Annotated in this window: 18 protein-coding genes, 1 tRNA gene and 2 pseudogenes; 8 read left to right on the forward strand and 13 right to left on the reverse strand. The window is 65.6% G+C overall.

The window, feature by feature from the left end; genetic code table 11:
* Positions 1-14 precede the first annotated feature (14 nt).
* The 3 genes from ACPXYO_RS17955 to ACPXYO_RS17965 all read left to right on the forward strand — a co-directional run bounded on the left by ACPXYO_RS17955 (position 15) and on the right by ACPXYO_RS17965 (position 3,445).
* The gene (locus tag ACPXYO_RS17955; RefSeq protein WP_423923422.1) at positions 15-1,280 is read left to right on the forward strand and encodes an ATP-binding protein; all 1,266 of its coding nucleotides are present in this window, start codon (positions 15-17) and stop codon (positions 1,278-1,280) included.
* A gap of 153 nt (positions 1,281-1,433) precedes the next feature.
* Positions 1,434-1,604: a hypothetical protein gene (locus ACPXYO_RS17960; RefSeq protein WP_423923424.1), complete on the forward strand. Its 171-nt coding sequence runs from the start codon at positions 1,434-1,436 to the stop codon at positions 1,602-1,604.
* A gap of 11 nt (positions 1,605-1,615) precedes the next feature.
* Positions 1,616-3,445, forward strand: a complete 1,830-nt coding sequence (locus tag ACPXYO_RS17965) for an SWIM zinc finger family protein (protein WP_423923426.1) — start codon at positions 1,616-1,618, stop codon at positions 3,443-3,445.
* A gap of 42 nt (positions 3,446-3,487) precedes the next feature.
* On the opposite strand, the gene ACPXYO_RS17970 is transcribed toward ACPXYO_RS17965, so the two are convergent.
* Both ACPXYO_RS17970 and ACPXYO_RS17975 read right to left on the reverse strand, forming a co-directional pair.
* Positions 3,488-3,901, reverse strand: a complete 414-nt coding sequence (locus ACPXYO_RS17970; protein WP_423923428.1) for a PIN domain-containing protein — start codon at positions 3,899-3,901, stop codon at positions 3,488-3,490.
* The gene (locus tag ACPXYO_RS17975) at positions 3,888-4,178 is read right to left on the reverse strand and encodes a hypothetical protein (protein WP_423923430.1); all 291 of its coding nucleotides are present in this window, start codon (positions 4,176-4,178) and stop codon (positions 3,888-3,890) included. Before ACPXYO_RS17975 ends, ACPXYO_RS17970 begins: the two co-directional genes overlap by 14 nt.
* Positions 4,179-4,305: 127 nt before the next feature.
* Between ACPXYO_RS17975 and ACPXYO_RS17980 the strand changes: the two are divergent.
* Positions 4,306-4,590: pseudogene (locus ACPXYO_RS17980) on the forward strand (hypothetical protein); the annotation flags it as partial.
* 48 nt (positions 4,591-4,638) lie between these two features.
* Positions 4,639-5,829, forward strand: coding sequence for an HNH endonuclease (locus ACPXYO_RS17985; protein ID WP_423923432.1), 1,191 nt, complete (start codon positions 4,639-4,641; stop codon positions 5,827-5,829).
* Positions 5,830-5,945: 116 nt separating this feature from the next.
* On the opposite strand, the gene ACPXYO_RS17990 is transcribed toward ACPXYO_RS17985, so the two are convergent.
* The 7 genes and pseudogenes from ACPXYO_RS17990 to ACPXYO_RS18020 form a co-directional block, all read right to left on the reverse strand.
* The gene (locus ACPXYO_RS17990) at positions 5,946-6,113 is read right to left on the reverse strand and encodes a hypothetical protein (RefSeq protein WP_423923434.1); all 168 of its coding nucleotides are present in this window, start codon (positions 6,111-6,113) and stop codon (positions 5,946-5,948) included.
* Positions 6,110-6,547: a TA system VapC family ribonuclease toxin gene (locus tag ACPXYO_RS17995; protein ID WP_423923436.1), complete on the reverse strand. Its 438-nt coding sequence runs from the start codon at positions 6,545-6,547 to the stop codon at positions 6,110-6,112. Before ACPXYO_RS17995 ends, ACPXYO_RS17990 begins: the two co-directional genes overlap by 4 nt.
* The gene (locus tag ACPXYO_RS18000) at positions 6,544-6,783 is read right to left on the reverse strand and encodes a hypothetical protein (protein ID WP_423923438.1); all 240 of its coding nucleotides are present in this window, start codon (positions 6,781-6,783) and stop codon (positions 6,544-6,546) included. The genes ACPXYO_RS17995 and ACPXYO_RS18000 overlap by 4 nt, the downstream gene beginning before the upstream one ends.
* A 184-nt stretch (positions 6,784-6,967) precedes the next feature.
* Positions 6,968-7,360: an ADP-ribosylglycohydrolase family protein gene (locus ACPXYO_RS18005; protein WP_423923440.1), complete on the reverse strand. Its 393-nt coding sequence runs from the start codon at positions 7,358-7,360 to the stop codon at positions 6,968-6,970.
* Complete coding sequence (locus ACPXYO_RS18010; protein WP_423917982.1) at positions 7,285-8,379, reverse strand: IS630 family transposase; 1,095 nt, start codon at positions 8,377-8,379, stop codon at positions 7,285-7,287. The genes ACPXYO_RS18005 and ACPXYO_RS18010 overlap by 76 nt, the downstream gene beginning before the upstream one ends.
* A 76-nt stretch (positions 8,380-8,455) precedes the next feature.
* Positions 8,456-9,079 (reverse strand): annotated as a pseudogene (locus tag ACPXYO_RS18015) (ADP-ribosylglycohydrolase family protein); the annotation flags it as partial.
* Positions 9,072-9,365, reverse strand: coding sequence for a protein-tyrosine phosphatase family protein (locus ACPXYO_RS18020; protein WP_423923442.1), 294 nt, complete (start codon positions 9,363-9,365; stop codon positions 9,072-9,074). The pseudogene ACPXYO_RS18015 and the gene ACPXYO_RS18020, both read right to left, overlap by 8 nt.
* Before the next feature lie 51 nt (positions 9,366-9,416).
* On the opposite strand from ACPXYO_RS18020, the gene ACPXYO_RS18025 reads away from it, so the two are divergent.
* Positions 9,417-10,967, forward strand: coding sequence for a transposase (locus ACPXYO_RS18025; RefSeq protein ID WP_423917481.1), 1,551 nt, complete (start codon positions 9,417-9,419; stop codon positions 10,965-10,967).
* A 523-nt stretch (positions 10,968-11,490) separates the two neighbouring features.
* On the opposite strand, the gene ACPXYO_RS18030 is transcribed toward ACPXYO_RS18025, so the two are convergent.
* Together ACPXYO_RS18030 and ACPXYO_RS18035 are read right to left on the reverse strand one after the other, a co-directional pair.
* Positions 11,491-11,567: transfer RNA gene (locus ACPXYO_RS18030), tRNA-Pro, on the reverse strand.
* Positions 11,568-11,748: 181 nt separating this feature from the next.
* Positions 11,749-11,940: a ferredoxin gene (locus tag ACPXYO_RS18035; RefSeq protein ID WP_423923444.1), complete on the reverse strand. Its 192-nt coding sequence runs from the start codon at positions 11,938-11,940 to the stop codon at positions 11,749-11,751.
* 215 nt (positions 11,941-12,155) lie between these two features.
* Between ACPXYO_RS18035 and ACPXYO_RS18040 the strand changes: the two genes are divergently transcribed.
* Together ACPXYO_RS18040 and ACPXYO_RS18045 are read left to right on the forward strand one after the other, a co-directional pair.
* Positions 12,156-12,998, forward strand: a complete 843-nt coding sequence (locus ACPXYO_RS18040; RefSeq protein ID WP_423923446.1) for an LLM class F420-dependent oxidoreductase — start codon at positions 12,156-12,158, stop codon at positions 12,996-12,998.
* 47 nt (positions 12,999-13,045) lie between these two features.
* A complete protein-coding gene (locus ACPXYO_RS18045) occupies positions 13,046-13,702 on the forward strand; it encodes an NUDIX hydrolase (protein WP_423923448.1) in 657 nt (218 codons plus the stop codon).
* Between the two features lie 48 nt (positions 13,703-13,750).
* Here ACPXYO_RS18045 and ACPXYO_RS18050 read toward each other — a convergent pair whose 3' ends face one another.
* A complete protein-coding gene (locus tag ACPXYO_RS18050; protein WP_419552688.1) occupies positions 13,751-14,179 on the reverse strand; it encodes a TA system VapC family ribonuclease toxin in 429 nt (142 codons plus the stop codon).
* A gap of 2 nt (positions 14,180-14,181) precedes the next feature.
* Complete coding sequence (locus ACPXYO_RS18055) at positions 14,182-14,442, reverse strand: ribbon-helix-helix domain-containing protein (RefSeq protein ID WP_420623374.1); 261 nt, start codon at positions 14,440-14,442, stop codon at positions 14,182-14,184.
* Positions 14,443-14,486: the final 44 nt, after the last annotated feature.

Genomic DNA, 14,486 nt, shown 5'->3' on the forward strand with positions numbered 1-14,486 from the left:
ATACCCTCCGGGTTGTGCGATACGTCAAACGCCACCTCGAGACGGCACTGGATCGCTCGCTGGAGGCCTCTCGCGTCGTCGTGCTGCACGGCGCGCGTCAATCAGGGAAGACCACCCTGGCCCGTCACGCAGCGCAGAAGCGAGGCGGCTCCTATGTGACTCTCGACGACGATGCGTCACGGCTGGCCGCACTCGACGACCCCGTGGCGTACCTGTCTGCGCTGCGGACCCCCGCGGTGATCGACGAAGTGCAGCTTGGCGGCGACCGCGTTGTGCGAGCGGTCAAGCGCATCGTGGACGACTCCGATGAGCGGGGCCGATTCCTGCTGACCGGTTCCACGAACTTCTTGTCGGTGCCCACCATCAGCGAGTCGCTCGCAGGTCGGGCGCGCATCTTGCGACTGTTCCCTTTCTCCGAGGCAGAGCTCGAGGGCAGCCTCCGGCTCGATCTCACCAGATGGCTCGACGCCTGTTCGATTGACCCGCCGCAACAGACGGAGGATCGTGCGGATTACATGAGCCGCCTGTGCCGCGGCGGCTTTCCCGAGGCGGTCGCTCTGGCCCCGGCACAGCGCCAAGGCTGGTACGACAGTTACCTCGAAACGGTCGTGCAACGCGACGTCGCCGAACTCGGCGACATCCGCCGGGCCGAAGCGCTCGTCGATCTGGTCCAATGGCTGGCAGCAAACTCCGCCGGCGAGCTCAATGTCCAGACGGCCTGCCGGCAGCTCGGCATCGACCGGTCCACGTTCAACCACTACTTCGCGTGGCTCCGGACCGTGTTCATGGTCAATACGGTGCCGGCGTGGTCGCGCAAGCATGCCGCTCGTGTCGCCAGACGACCCAAGACACACTTTGCCGACACCGGCCTGGCCACGGCGCTGCTGGGCGTCGACGCCGACGCTCTGGCATCTCCTACGTCAACTGCCGCTGGCCCGCTGCTGGAGACCTTCGTGGCGAATGAACTGACACGGCAGACCGCCGGGTCTGCCGGCGCGCGGCTTCACCACTTGCGCGACTATGACGGCCACGAGGTGGACATCGTGCTCGAACGCCCCGACGGAGCGCTAGCAGCCGTTGAGGTCAAGGCCACGGGCAGTCCCAGCGAGAACCACCTCAGGCCGCTGCGATGGCTGCGCGATCAGCTTGACCGGACGGCGCCGGGCCTGTTCCGCATCGGCGTGCTGCTGCACACTGGTCCCCACTGCCACCCGGTTGGCGACCGCCTCTGGCTGGCCCCAATCAACACGCTGTGGCACGCCGAGCCCCAGCATCCATGAGGACTCACAAGGCAGCCGAATTCAAGACCGCTGTCTGAACCACCCCGGGCTGAGTAGAGGCTCGGGTTGTCGGGTTCCTATCGTGACCCGGTTGACAATGGAGACATCGCAGGCGGTGGCGAAAGTGTCAGGGGTGCTGTCGCCGAGGCAACTGTGGACGCGTTGGATGCTCCGCCAGTGCACCCAGCCGAGCGCCGCGAGTTCGACGTGTTCGTCGCTTCGCCATGGCTCCCGGCGGGTGTGCCTCATCAGATTGGCCCTAAAGCCGTGGGCATGGGACCGCTCATGACGGCAGAGCATCGTGACTTCGGTGCCATCGACTAGGAAGTCAGGTCGTGACCGATATCGGGGAACTGAGTGGATCGAGTCGTTCAGACGAACTGGACGAAGTGCTCGACGAACACATGATCGGGGAACTCGCCGGTCTGCGCTCCTTTCAGCGAGGGGTCGGATACCTGAATGACCGTCGGGTGGAATCGGCGGCAGCGAGCGACAAAGGGGTGCGCGCGACGGTGCGCGGAACAATGCCGTACGACGTCGAGTTGTGGCTCGACGCCGACACGCTGAACTGGTCGTGCTCGTGCCCTGCGGCCGAAGACGGCTCGTTCTGCAAGCACTGCGTCGCCGTGGCGTTGTCGCTGCTGCGCACCGGCGAGCGTCCCGAAGGCGCGAGCGAGCCGAAGCGGCCGTCGCAGCGCAGCCGAAGCGCCGACCCTGATGTCCTCCTGCTCGAGGGGTTCGTGCACCGGCTCGATGTCGAACGGCTGGCGGAGATCGTTCTGCAGCAGGCTGCCGACGATTGGCGCTTACGCGAACGCCTGCTGCTCGAAGCGAGGTCCGAGCAAGGCATAGGACCGGACCTCGATGAATGGCGTCAGCGGATCAAGGGCGTTCTTGGCGCCCGGCGTCATGTGAGCTATCACGAAGCTCCTGAATGGGCAGCGATTGTCGACGACATGATCGACGCGATGGTGGATATCTGCGATGCAGGTCATGGCCCCGAAGCAGCGCAGCTCGCCGAATATGCGCACAGGCGGGCGGACAGGGCCATGGGCCTTGTGGACGACTCTGACGGGTGGCTGACGGTCATATCCGACCGACTGGCAGATCTGCATCTTCAGGCGTGCGAGCAGAGCACATCAGACCCGGTCAAGCTGGCGAAGCGCCTCGCGAAGCTCGAAATGACGTCAGAACTGGACGGATTCCACCGGTCGGCAGCGAGATATGCGGAAGTACTCGGCCCCTCAGGGCTGACCGCGTTCCGCCGTGCAATCGAGCCCCAATGGCGGCAGATCGACCCCAAAGACGACGGCTGGTCGTCGGACGTGTCCCGCCTGCGTGAAGCGATGATCGGTTGGGCGCTTGCCATGGACGACCCCGACGCGCTCATCGAGGCGCACCGGCGCGAGCGAATTCACCCCACCGACATGGTCGAGATCGCCGCTGCGTTCGAACGGGCCGGCCGTGACGACGAAGCCGTCGAGTGGGCCCGTCGGGGTCTGTCAGGCACGGGGCACGGCTCATGGCATGCCGGTAATACCCGCGATTTTTTGGCTCGCAAGCTGCGCGAGCGGGGCGAGACCGGAGCCGCCGTCGATCTGTACTGGAAGACGTTCGAGGCGAGTCCGTCGCTGAGCAACTATCGCCGCCTGAAGCAGGAGGACACCGGTGTCGACTGGCTGAGCCGAGGCCGCGAGCATCTGCTCAGACGGCTCGATCCGAGCGGTGACAACCCGTTGCTGGCGTACGGGGCGCCGACTGATGGTTCGGTGCCCGAAGACGTCATGTCTGACGACGCTTCCGCCGCGCCCGCAGCAGCAGCCATCTTGACGGAGATCCTGCTCTTCGAAGGTCACGCTCAGCAAGCATGGGACACGGCTGTGCAGCTGGGCACGAGCAGCCAGATGTGGATGACGCTCGCGAGGGAACGAGAGCGACGCTCACCTCGTGACTCGATCACGGTCTATGCCTCGGCGGCGCTGGCGATCATCGACCGCAAGAGGGCCAACCAATACAAGTCCGCCGTCGATCTGATGTCTCGAATTCAGCGTCTGGCAGCCGATGCGGGCGAGCCGGAATTGTTCGATTCGCTGCTGCAACGCGTCCGGACTGAGCACCGGGCGAAGCGCCGGCTCAAGGAGTTGCTTGACCGCGCCGGTTGGTGATCCCGCCGGGCGATCTGCGGCATCCGGACGCTTCGATGGCCGTCACTGCTCGACGAATGGGTTGATGACCCGCAAGCCGTTGTAGTCCTCCTGTGCGCTCATGTCCTCGGAGTACACGGCATCGCAGCCCAATGCCTGCGCAGCAGCAAGGATCGCGCCATCCCAGTAGGACAATCCGAAGCGCTGGCTGAGCGACACGCCGGCACGAAAGACCTCAGCCGTGATCGGCTGGACCGGGAAGTCGTCGAAGACGCTGAGAAAGCGCAGCGCCAGTTCGGCACTGAGGGCATGGGGGCGGCTGCGCCGAGTGGCCTGAACGAAGAACTCGGCCAGCACCTGCACCGAGAGCGCCAGGTCGGGCTGCTTGAGCAGCGCCACGGCGAGTCCGTGCTTGGCGGCATCGTCGGGCGCGGGACTTGCCGCATAGAGCAGAACGTTCGTGTCAACGAGACGCACTGCGCTCGTACAGATCTTCGCGCGACAGATTGTCAGCCGTCCGGAAGCCGCCAGCTGACGCAGCTATGACGCTCAGCACGTCGTCAAGGTGCCTGCTCCGCCGCTGCTGTGCCGTCTCAGGCGGATCCTCGTCGTCATGCAGCACGCCTCCATCGCCACTCGCAAGACGCCTGAGGTAGCCGCGAACCAGCGCAGACACCGAGGTGTCCAGCTCAGCAGCGCGAATGCGCGCCAACCGGTGGGTGTCGTCGTCAATTGTCACCGTGATGTTTCGCATGCCCATCAACCTCCTGCTGTACCACAGTAATTGTGACACACGTTATCTGTGTGCCACAGCTATCGGCTTGGATCGCCGTCTCTCCGCCCACTTACGAGCGGGTCCGAAGGTGCTGTGCACACGTGAGGCGGCACGGCGGTTCCGGCGGGAGGCTCCCGTCGGGATGGTCGGCGTGAACGTGGCCATCCCGGTGCCCATGGCGTACCACTCGTTCGGCGGCTGGAAGGACTCGCTGTTCGGCGGCTGGAAGGACTCGCTGTTCGGCGACCACCACATGCACGGACCCGAAGGCATCCGCTTCTACACAAGGCTCAAGGCGGTCACCGAGCACTGGCCCGACCCCGCCGATCGCGGCGTTGACCTGGGCTTACAACCACCGACGCAGCCACAGCGCCCTCCGACCGCTCGCTGAGTGTTGTTGCTCCTATTGATGTAACACACCTCTCGTACGTTTGTTCCCATGAAGCACGTCGGCCAAACCGGCTCACAGGGCAGGGCTGCAGTCACTGCGGTGCGTGTGGACCCGGTGGAAGTGTCGGGGCTGTGCGACGAGGGCTTGCGTGCCCGGCTTGGCGAGATCGGCCGGGCCGAGTCGGCGCTGACGGCGATGAAGGCTGCTGCGCTAGGCGAGATCGTCCGCCGCAAGGGTGCGTCCGCTGCCGAGCACGCCGCCAAAGACACGCTGTCTATCTCAGGGCGCGCGGCACGTGGGGATGTCAAAGCAGCAGTGGCACTGGGCGAATTGGACATGACGCGTGATGCTTTGGCCGATGGTTTGGTTCCTGCGGGGCACGCACGATTGATTGCGCGTGCCGCCACCGAGGGCCCCATCGATGAGGGGTTCCTGGCTCAGCGGGCACAGCGCGAGGGCTATGACGAGTTCCGTCGCACCGTGGCGCGTCATCAGGCCGACCACAGCAGCGACGACGGCACCTCGCTGCTCGAGCAACAGCGCCAGGCGCGCTCGGGGCGGGTGTTCACGAGCCGTGACAACGACATGGTGGTGCTCAACGCACAATTCGACAGCGTCACTGGCGCTCGGCTGGCGACGGTGATCGCAGCAATGGAGCGCCACTTGTACCACCACGAAGACCCCACGGCGCGGCCCAGCCATCCACAGCGCACTGCCGACGCGATTGCAAAGCTGATCCTCGAACCTGACGCGCAGCGGCCTGCGGGAACGTCGCTCCTGGTCGTGGCGGACTACGACATGGTGAACCACCAGCTCACCAATGCCCGTCTGTCAGACGGCACGCCGATCCCCATCGGCGAAATCGCCAACGTCGCCGCCGATGCGCATGTGCTGCCCGCTATCTTCAACCACGCGACAGGGGATCTGCGAATGGGACGCAGCCGCCGCACCGCCACCGACCTCCAACGCGCTGCTCTGGCGCTGCGCGACCAAGGCTGTGTCGGCTGCGGTGTGTCTCCCGACCACTGTCGATCCCACCACATCATCGAATGGCGGGACGACGGCCCCACTGACTACGGCAACCTCGTGTCGGTCTGCAACCGATGCCACGACAAGATCCACCACGAAGGCTTCGCCGTCAAACACAACCCCAACACCGGCCGCTACCGGCTCCAACCCCCGACCCGGCCACCCCACGACACCAACGGCCGAACCGGGTCACGGGCACCGCCACGCTGAGCGCCCATTGGCGCACCAAGCGAACAGCACTTTCCACCGCTGTTCGATTTGTGCACAGATTCTCCGCAATTGAGTGTCGCTGGGCGGCGGACTGGCCTTGGGGGCAAACCTCCGCATCAGCGGAACGCACCACGCTCGTACAGCTCATCGCGAGACATGTTGTCGGCCGTCTGGAAGCCGCCAGCCGACGCTGCGATTTCGCTCAGCACGTCGTCCAGGCGCTTGGTACGCCGCCATTCCGGCCTCCACTCGTGAGGTCGCCTCGATTGGGAGCGCGAACTCATGTGGCGTGCGCCGGGTTGAACCACGACAGGCCGTCGAAGCGAGCGAAACCGGCGTCGGCGGTGGCGACGCGGGCACCGCTGCTGATGGCCAACGCGGCGATCCAAGCATCAGGCACAAGGTTGCCGGCGATGAATGAGTCGCGTTCAGCGAATTGCGAGAACTGGCGCCAGGTCGCCTCGGTCGCCTGCAACTGCCGGGCAGCCGGCGCAGCGCGCAACGCATCCACGAATGAGAGGGCGGCCGTGGTGGGAGCAGGATTCGCGAATACCCGGCGATTCGTCACCACGCGGAGAAACCCGGTCAGGACTACGTCGACGAGACCGAATGGTTCTGGGCCCTCGAGCGCAGCGTCCAGCCAGCGACGGAACATCTCGTGCTCGTCGAGATCGCCACGGTAGGCATACACCAGCACATTGACGTCTGGGCAGATCATTTCCAGCCGTCGGCGTCAAGGGCGCTGCCGAGCGCCTCAGGGTCTGCGGGATCGACGAGAACCTGATCACTCGCGCTGCCCCATGTCGGCAGCGGCACACGGCGAACCTCCGACACCTCGCTCAGTACGTGGTGAAGACCTTCGACGACGAGAGCCGTGAAGGTGCACCCACGCTCTGCGGCGCGGCGCTTCGCCATGTCTGCAAGCCCATCGGGCAAGTTGATCGTCGTTTTCATATATACAACCATATCGTGAGATATGCAGATATGCAGATATGCAGATATGGCTCCATACACCTACGACGAGCTGCTCCATGAGCACCTCAAGCTCGACACCGTCTTAAGGAGTCCTGCGCCGTTGGCACCTAAACCATGAGGAGACACACCCAGCGGTAATGACTCTGGTGCAAGGGGTCAGGACTCAAGCCCATTTGGCCTGGTCGTAGAGGCGATCGGCCAGCGAGGTGATTTCCTCCGCCATGGCGAGCTTGTTCCGCCACGTCGCTGGGATCGCCTCCGCTCCGTAGTGGGCTCCGGCTACCTGGCCGTAGATGGCACCGGTGGTGTCGGCATCGTCACCGAGGTTCACAGCGAGCAAGGCGCCCTCGCGGAAGCCATCGGAGCGGTGGAAGGCCCACAACGCCGCTTCAAGAGCGTCGACGACGTAGCCCGTTCCCTTGATGTGCGGTGGGTCACGGTCCTTGAACGATCCACCGGCGACGAGCGCAATCTTCTCGGCTAGTGTCCTGAGTGGGGAATTTGTTGCATATATGCGGCCATGGTGTCGAAGATCTCGTCGGCGGTCTTGTGCCACACGAACGGTTTCGGGTTGTCGTTCCAGTTGTCGGTCCAGTGGTTGATGGAGTCCTTGAGTTCTGTGACGGAGCGGTGGGTTGAGCGGCGGAGCCACTTGGTGGTGAGCTCTGAGAACCAGCGCTCGACGAGGTTCATCCAGGAGCTGTAGGTGGGGGTGAAGTGGAGCTTGAAGCGGGGGTGGCGCAGCAGCCAGCGCTTGATCGTGGGGGTCTTGTGGGTGGAGACGTTGTCGAGCACGATGTGCACGTCGAGCCCGTCGGGGACCTGCTTGTCGATGAGGTTCAAGAACGAGCGGAACTCCTCGCTGCGGTGCCGGGCTGTCATGGAGGTGATGACCTTGCCCGAGGCGGCGTCGAGGGCTGCGAACAGGTCGGTGGTGCCGTGGCGGCGGTAGTCGTGGGTGCGCCGCTGGGGCGTGCCGGGCATGAGCGGCAGGATCGGCGCGGTGCGGTCGAGCGCCTGGATCTGGGTCTTCTCGTCCACGCACAGCACCACCGCCGCCTCGGGCGGGTTCAGGTACAGCCCGGCGACGTCGCGGACCTTGTCCACGAACTGCGGGTCGGGGGACACCTTGTACTCGTCGATGAGGTGGGGCTTGAGGCCGAACGCGCGCCATATCTGGCTGACCGCGGTCTGCGACACCCCTGCTGCTGTGGCCATCGACCGCGTCGACCAGTGCGTCGCGTCCGCCGGGACGGTCTCGAGGGTGCGCACGAGCACGTCCTCGATCACCGCGTCGGTGATCTTGCGCGGCGGGCCCGGCCGCGGGTCGTCGGCCAGCCCGTCCAGGCGGCGCTGCGCGAACCGCTTGCGCCACTTCGACACCGTCGCCGGATGACAGCCCAGCTCCGCGGCGAGGTCGTTGTTCGCCCGCCCCGACGCGGCGCCCAGCACGATCCTGCACCGCAAAGCCAGCGCCTGGGACGACTTGGGCCGTCGCGCCCACCGCTCCAGCGTCTCTCGCTCCGCGTCGTCCAGCTCCACCGGCACCGCCGGCCGTCCCCGTCGAGCACCCATAACAGCCTCCGATCCACGCCGAAGACCCCATGATGGCGCACCCAACACAAAAACGCGACTAACTCAACACTCAGGACACTAGGGGGTCGCGCTCCCAGAGTCGTTCGACGGGGCAATAGCTCGGGGACAGCAGCGTTTGCTTGTTGACGCCCTGCAAAGCTCCGACCAGCAGGCCAGCGAAGTAGCGACAGGCATCGACCGCTTCCCGTGCCTGGTGCGTGACCCGTGAACTGTCGGCGGCCATGGCGATGGCCTCCGCAGCGTCGCCCGCGAAGTACATCGGCACCGGCGCAAGCCGCATCAGCGAACCGTTCCCGGCACTCATGGGGTCGATGGATCCTGCGTACGGGTCGCCGTGCTGGACAAACCGCGACAACGCTCGGCTGACGGTGATCCCGATGTCGAAGCACGCCCCCGTACTGGACAGGTAGCCCTCGCGCCACCAGCGCACGTAACGCTGCATCTGATCGGTCGGGTCGAACCCTTCGCACTCGACCAGGCTGGTAGCCAAGCACAGCGCCATTGAGGTGTCGTCGGTCCACTGGCCTGGCATCAGGCCAAACGGACCGCCGCCGACCATGTCATCGATCGGCTCGAACGAGCCGGGATTCTTGAACTCCAGCGTGGTGCCCAGCGCATCACCTGCGGCGAGTCCGAGCAGACATCCCCGGAATCGATCCCGGGGTGTGGGATCACTCACGCGGCCCGCCCGAGACTGGTTCGCTCCAGTTGCGGACGTACTCGCGTTGCTGCGGCATTTCCGGCGAGCGAGGCGTGCGGTACGCCTTCTCCATGCCCGTCCACCACGTCGCGATTTGGTCGAGAGCCTGCTCGCCCGTCTGGCCATGGCGCACCAGCCAGCAGCCGACCACTGTGCCGGTTCTGCCAACGCCACCCCAACAATGCACGTAGACCGTCTTGCCCGCACCTATGGCCTCGTCAATCACATCGAGAATCTCGGCAGTGTTTTGGGGGCTGTGCGGCACATCTAGGAGGGTGGTCGGAAAGTCCGGGGGTGGGTCCTCGTGTTGGGGGGCGTGATCGCGGATGATGGTGGGGTGCGCGGTTCGGCTGATGGTCAGGGTTCGATTTTCGATGTCGGGGTGTTGGTGGGCGGCCTGCTCGACACCGAGGGGTTCTTGGTGACGTTGGGGCAGGCTCGGGGCGAGCTGTTCTGTGATGCCGATTTTGATGCGTTGTATGCGTCTGGCCGGGGTCGGCCGTCGCATCCGCCGTCGGTGGTGGCGGCGTTGTTGTTGTTGCAGTTGTTCTATGGCGTGTCGGACCGTGAGGCGCAGCGGCGTTCGCGGTTCGACATGTCGTGGAAAGCGGCTTTGGGTTTGCCGCTGGAGCATCGGGGGATTGCTCATGTGGTGCTGGTGGAGTTCCGGGCGCGTCTGGTTCGCGCCGGGATGGAGTCCTTTTTGGGGGATCGTGTCAAGATCGCTGCCAAGCGCGCCGGGGTGATCGGCCATCGCCGCACGATGGACTCGACCGGTGTGGCGGACTGCGTGCTGACCCAGGACACGATCACGCTCATCAGGTCCGGGGTCCGCAGGTGCGTCGGGGTGCTGGGCGGGATCGACGCCGATGCCGGGGCGGAGCTGGCGGGGCTGTTGTCGCGTGACGACTACGACCGGGGGGCCAAGCCGCAGATCATGTGGGCAGACCCCCAAGCACGGGCGGCTCTGGTCGCGGAGCTGTTCGGCGACGCCGAGACCGTCATCGGGTTCTGCGCCCGTTTCGGGGACCCGGGCCTGGCTGGGGCGGTCGAGCTGTTGAGGGTCGTGGCGGGCCAGGACATCGAGATCGCCGCCGACGACGACGGAGCCCAGACCCCGCGGATAGCTCAACGGGTGGCCCCGGACCGGGTCATCTCCACGGTCGATCCCGACGCTCGGCACGGGCACCGTTCGCGCACCGACCGCTACGACGGCTACAAGCTGCACGTGTCCGCGGATGTGGACTCGGACCTGGTCTGCTCAGCGGCCGCGACGCTCGCGACCACCCACGACGCCGCTGTGATCGAAGACCTCATCGACGCCGACCCGGTCCCGGTCGCCGAGATCATCGCCGACACCCACTACGGATCGGGGCCCACCCGCCAAGCGATGGCCGACCGAGGCATCCACCTCGTCGCCCCCGCCCAGCCGATCCCGACCCGCGGCGACAAGCTCACCAAAGCCGACTTCGACATCGACCTCGAAGCAGCGACGGTCACCTGCCCGCAAGGGAACACCGCACCCATCCCGCCGCCGCGGGGCGCCAAACGGCGCCAGGCGCGGTTCGCAGCAACCGATTGTGCAGCATGCGAGCTCAAGCCCCGATGCACCACACGCGACGGCGGCCGAATCGTCGAGATCAACCCCCACGAAGAACTCCTCGCCCCCGCAAGAGCGCAACGATGGACACCGGAGTTCCTCAGCCGATACCGACTGCGAACCCAAGCCGAACGCAAAATCGCTCAGATCAAGTCCCGCACCAAAAACGTCCCCTGGCGCGGCCTCGACAAGGCCAACCTGTGGCTCGACCTGCGAATCGCCGCCCTCAACCTCGACCGCGCCGGCCGCCTCGGCATCATCAGGTAAAACACCCGCCCCGACCGGCGACCCCGGCCCCCACTGGCCGACCGACGATGCGCCTGGGCATCATCAAGCAGAACACCCGCGCCCAACCCACCCCGAACCACCGACCAGACAACCGCGCACGCTCAACAAACAACACACACCACACCCCAATTGCCGACCACCCTCCTAGATCAACGATGGAATGCCGGGAATGCTGGTATGGCGTGCCGAGTCGGCTGGCTTCTTCCGCAGCAATCGGGGCGTAGGGCGCCAATCCTTCATACGGCTCGGTCAGGTCGATGAAGTGGCTGATTCCGGCCTTCAACAGAATCCTCAACTTGTGAGCGGCTTCGTTCCGGCTTGGCGCCCCCGGATACTCGCCCGCTAGGAAGCGGCCATGATCGACCCAATAGGTGTTCGCCGGAAGTTGATGACAGCTACAAGCACCGCCCATGTCCACCGTCATTGGTCACCTCGCACCCGGCAAGCTCCGCCCCCGGCCAGTCGGAATCACTCGTCAGTCTGTGAATGACCGTGTCGCCACTGGTCGGGAAGGCGGGATTTGAACCCACGACCCCCTGCTCCCAAAGCAGGTGCGCTACCAAGCTGCGCCACTTCCCGAGTCTGAAGAGTTGACGGAGTGCTGGCGGGCCAGCTCTCGCGTTCGAGCGTACCGGTGGCGGTCCGATCGGCCTGAGTCGTTTCTGGGGCGAGCGGTGCTGTGTCGGGTTGTGGTGCTACCCGGTTGCGCCGCGCCGTCCTGCGCCTTGCTTTGAGTTCGGACCCTGTTCCGCGTTGGGGCTCAGTCGTTCACCGAGATGACTTGAGTGGGACAGCTCGCTGCCGCTGTGCGCACCGCGCTGTGCTGCTCGGCGCTGGGGCTGTCGTTCAGCAGCTGCACGAGACCGTCGTTGCCCACCTCGAAGTTGCCCGGGGCGATCATCTCGCACGACCCGCTGCCGATGCACTTGTCGACGTCGATGGTGATCTTCACTGTGCCTCCAGGTCGTCCGGCCCCCAGGTCGTCGAGCTCGCACGTTGCTAGGTGCCCACGCAACGTGCCCCTGGAGATCCGGCAACACGCTACGCCACGCCGCTGCAACGCCCTACGCATCGCGGCCCGGGTGCAACCGGGCACGCGTGACGCGTGGCCGTTACTCTCGGCGGCGGCCGCGACCGGCCACAACGGCAACCACCAGGAGGACGACCGTGAAAATCGGCGTGATGATGTTTCCCACCGACAAGGCCATCGGGCCAGTCGAGTTGGCCAAGGCCACTGAGGAACGGGGCTTCGAGTCGCTGTGGTTCCCCGAGCACAGCCACATCCCCACCAGCCGTGAGACACCGTGGGGCGGCCGCGAGGGAGCGCCACCGCTGCCCGAGGAGTACTGGCGCACGCACGACCAGTTCGTATCGCTGGGTGCCGCCGCCGCGGTGACCGAGAACATCATGCTCGGTACCGGCATCACCCTGGTCGCCCAGCGAGACCCGCTGTGGCTGGCCAAGGAAGCCGCGACCGTGGACGCCATCTCGGGTGGCCGGTTCATCTTGGGCATCGGCTACGGCTGGAACAAAGAAGAACTCGCCCACCACGGCGTGAAGTACACCGACCGGCGCGCCGTGACCCGCGAGACGATGCTGGCCGTGCGCGAGCTGTGGACGCAAGACGAGGCCGAGTTCCACGGTGACTGGGTGAACATCGACTCGTCATGGCAATGGCCCAAGCCTGTGCAGGAAGGCGGCCCGAAGGTAATCCTGGGCGGCGCCGCAGGTCCGCGCACCATCGCCGACATCGTGGAGTTCTGCGACGGCTGGATGCCGATCTCAGGCCGTTACGACCTGGACGTGCCGATCAAGCAGATCCGCGAGTCCGCGATCGAGGCGGGCCGCGATCCCGACGAGATCGAGATCGGGCAGTTCGGCACGCCCCCCAAGCCCGAGATCCTCGACAGCCTGGCCGAAGTGGGCGTCAGCCGGGTCGTGCTCGCGCTCCCGCCGGCACCCGCAGACACCGTGCTGCCGATCATGGACAAGTACACCGAGCTGCTGTAGCCGCGGGCATCGTCGCCGCTGGAAGCGCCAGCGGGGACAATGGCTCGATGACTGACAGCGCGCCAGGGGTGGAACTCCTGGACTTCACCGACGAGCTCGGGCGGCGCCTTGGCACCGCACCGCGGGCCGAGGTTCACGAGCGCGGCGACTGGCACCGCGTCTTCCACTGCCTCATCGTCACGCTGCGCGACGACGTACCGACAGCCGTCCTGCAGGGACGATCACGCTCCAAGGCGGCCTATCCGGGGCTGCTCGACATCAGCGCGGCAGGGCACCTTGCCGCCGGGGAGACCCCGCTCGATGGAGTGAGAGAACTGACCGAGGAACTCGGTGTTGCTCCAGACACCAGCGATCTCGTGCCTCTTGGGATCCGCAGAGTGGCGGACAACAGCGGTGAGGGCACGCTGAACTGCGAGCTGATCAGCGCGTACCTGCTGCGTGACGACCGCTCGCTCGCGGACTATGCGGTCGCTCGTGACGAAGTCGATGCTGTATTCGACGTGCCGATTGCGCCGTTCCTCACGCTGCTCGAAGGCGGGCCGCCGATCACCGTCGAGGGTGTCGCAGCGGCTGGCCATCCCGACGCTCACGATGTCACCGCCGAGGTGACGCTGGACGATCTTGTGCCCGGCACTGAGTACTGGGTGGTGCTGATGGTGATGGCCCAGCGATTCTTGGCTGGCAAAGGCCCGCTCGCGGTCTAATTCTCCAGCGACGACACGACCAGCGAATCCGGCTGAGAGCGCCTGCCACTAGGTGACGAGGGGGTTCTCCCAACGGACCTGGGGAAAGCGGGCGAAGTCGGTATCGGCACTCATCACCGTCAGGCCATGCTCAACAGCCAGCGCTGCCAACACGGCGTCGGGCACCAGGTTGGCTGTCACGTGGTGCTCGACGACGAGTGCGCCCAAGATCGCCGCGGTTCGCTCGCCTGATGGCGGGATCCAGGTCGGCCCGGCGTCAAGCCATGCGCGTACCCGTTCCCACGCTTGGGTCGCAGTCAATGGTCGGTTCCACACACGCGGATTGGTGCTGATCCGCATGAAGGCCGTGACGGTCTGAAGCGGTAGTGCCACACGGCGATTGCCCAGCAGTGTCTCATCGAGCCATTGCTTGGCTCGTTCATGGCGAACCGACGAGGCGTCCGTGGCGTACAGCAGCAAGTTGGCGTCGACGAGCACACTCAGCCTTGGGGAGAGTGCTCGTCGACCCGGTCGCGCATTTCGAGCTCATCAAGCATCCCGAGGACCTCGCCGATGTTGGTGACATCGATCTTCTGGCCCATGTCGTAGCTCTTGTGTACGTATGGCTTCGAGGCCGCAGGCCTGGCGAGACCTTCCCGGGCGAGCCGGTTGAGCGCCTCGCTCATGCCAATGCCCTCAGATCTGCGGAGTTCTTCGACCGCTGCGACCACGTCATCGGCCAACGTCACCGTCGTCCGCATGCCATCACCTTAGCATCATGATGCTCCCATAGATCAATCATGAC

This window comes from Candidatus Poriferisodalis sp. (assembly GCF_965237655.1).
GTDB lineage: Bacteria > Actinomycetota > Acidimicrobiia > Acidimicrobiales > Poriferisodalaceae > Poriferisodalis.

Coding starts and splice junctions, on each gene's coding strand:
- ACPXYO_RS17995 (WP_423923436.1), bottom strand. CDS start 6,547: ATGATCTGCCCAGACGTCAATGTGCTGGTGTATGCCTACCGTGGCGAT.
- ACPXYO_RS17975 (WP_423923430.1), bottom strand. CDS start 4,178: ATGCGAAACATCACGGTGACAATTGACGACGACACCCACCGGTTGGCG.
- ACPXYO_RS18010 (WP_423917982.1), bottom strand. CDS start 8,379: ATGGGTGCTCGACGGGGACGGCCGGCGGTGCCGGTGGAGCTGGACGAC.
- ACPXYO_RS18045 (WP_423923448.1), top strand. CDS start 13,046: ATGACTGACAGCGCGCCAGGGGTGGAACTCCTGGACTTCACCGACGAG.
- ACPXYO_RS17985 (WP_423923432.1), top strand. CDS start 4,639: ATGAAGCACGTCGGCCAAACCGGCTCACAGGGCAGGGCTGCAGTCACT.
- ACPXYO_RS18055 (WP_420623374.1), bottom strand. CDS start 14,442: ATGCGGACGACGGTGACGTTGGCCGATGACGTGGTCGCAGCGGTCGAA.
- ACPXYO_RS17990 (WP_423923434.1), bottom strand. CDS start 6,113: ATGAGTTCGCGCTCCCAATCGAGGCGACCTCACGAGTGGAGGCCGGAA.
- ACPXYO_RS18000 (WP_423923438.1), bottom strand. CDS start 6,783: ATGAAAACGACGATCAACTTGCCCGATGGGCTTGCAGACATGGCGAAG.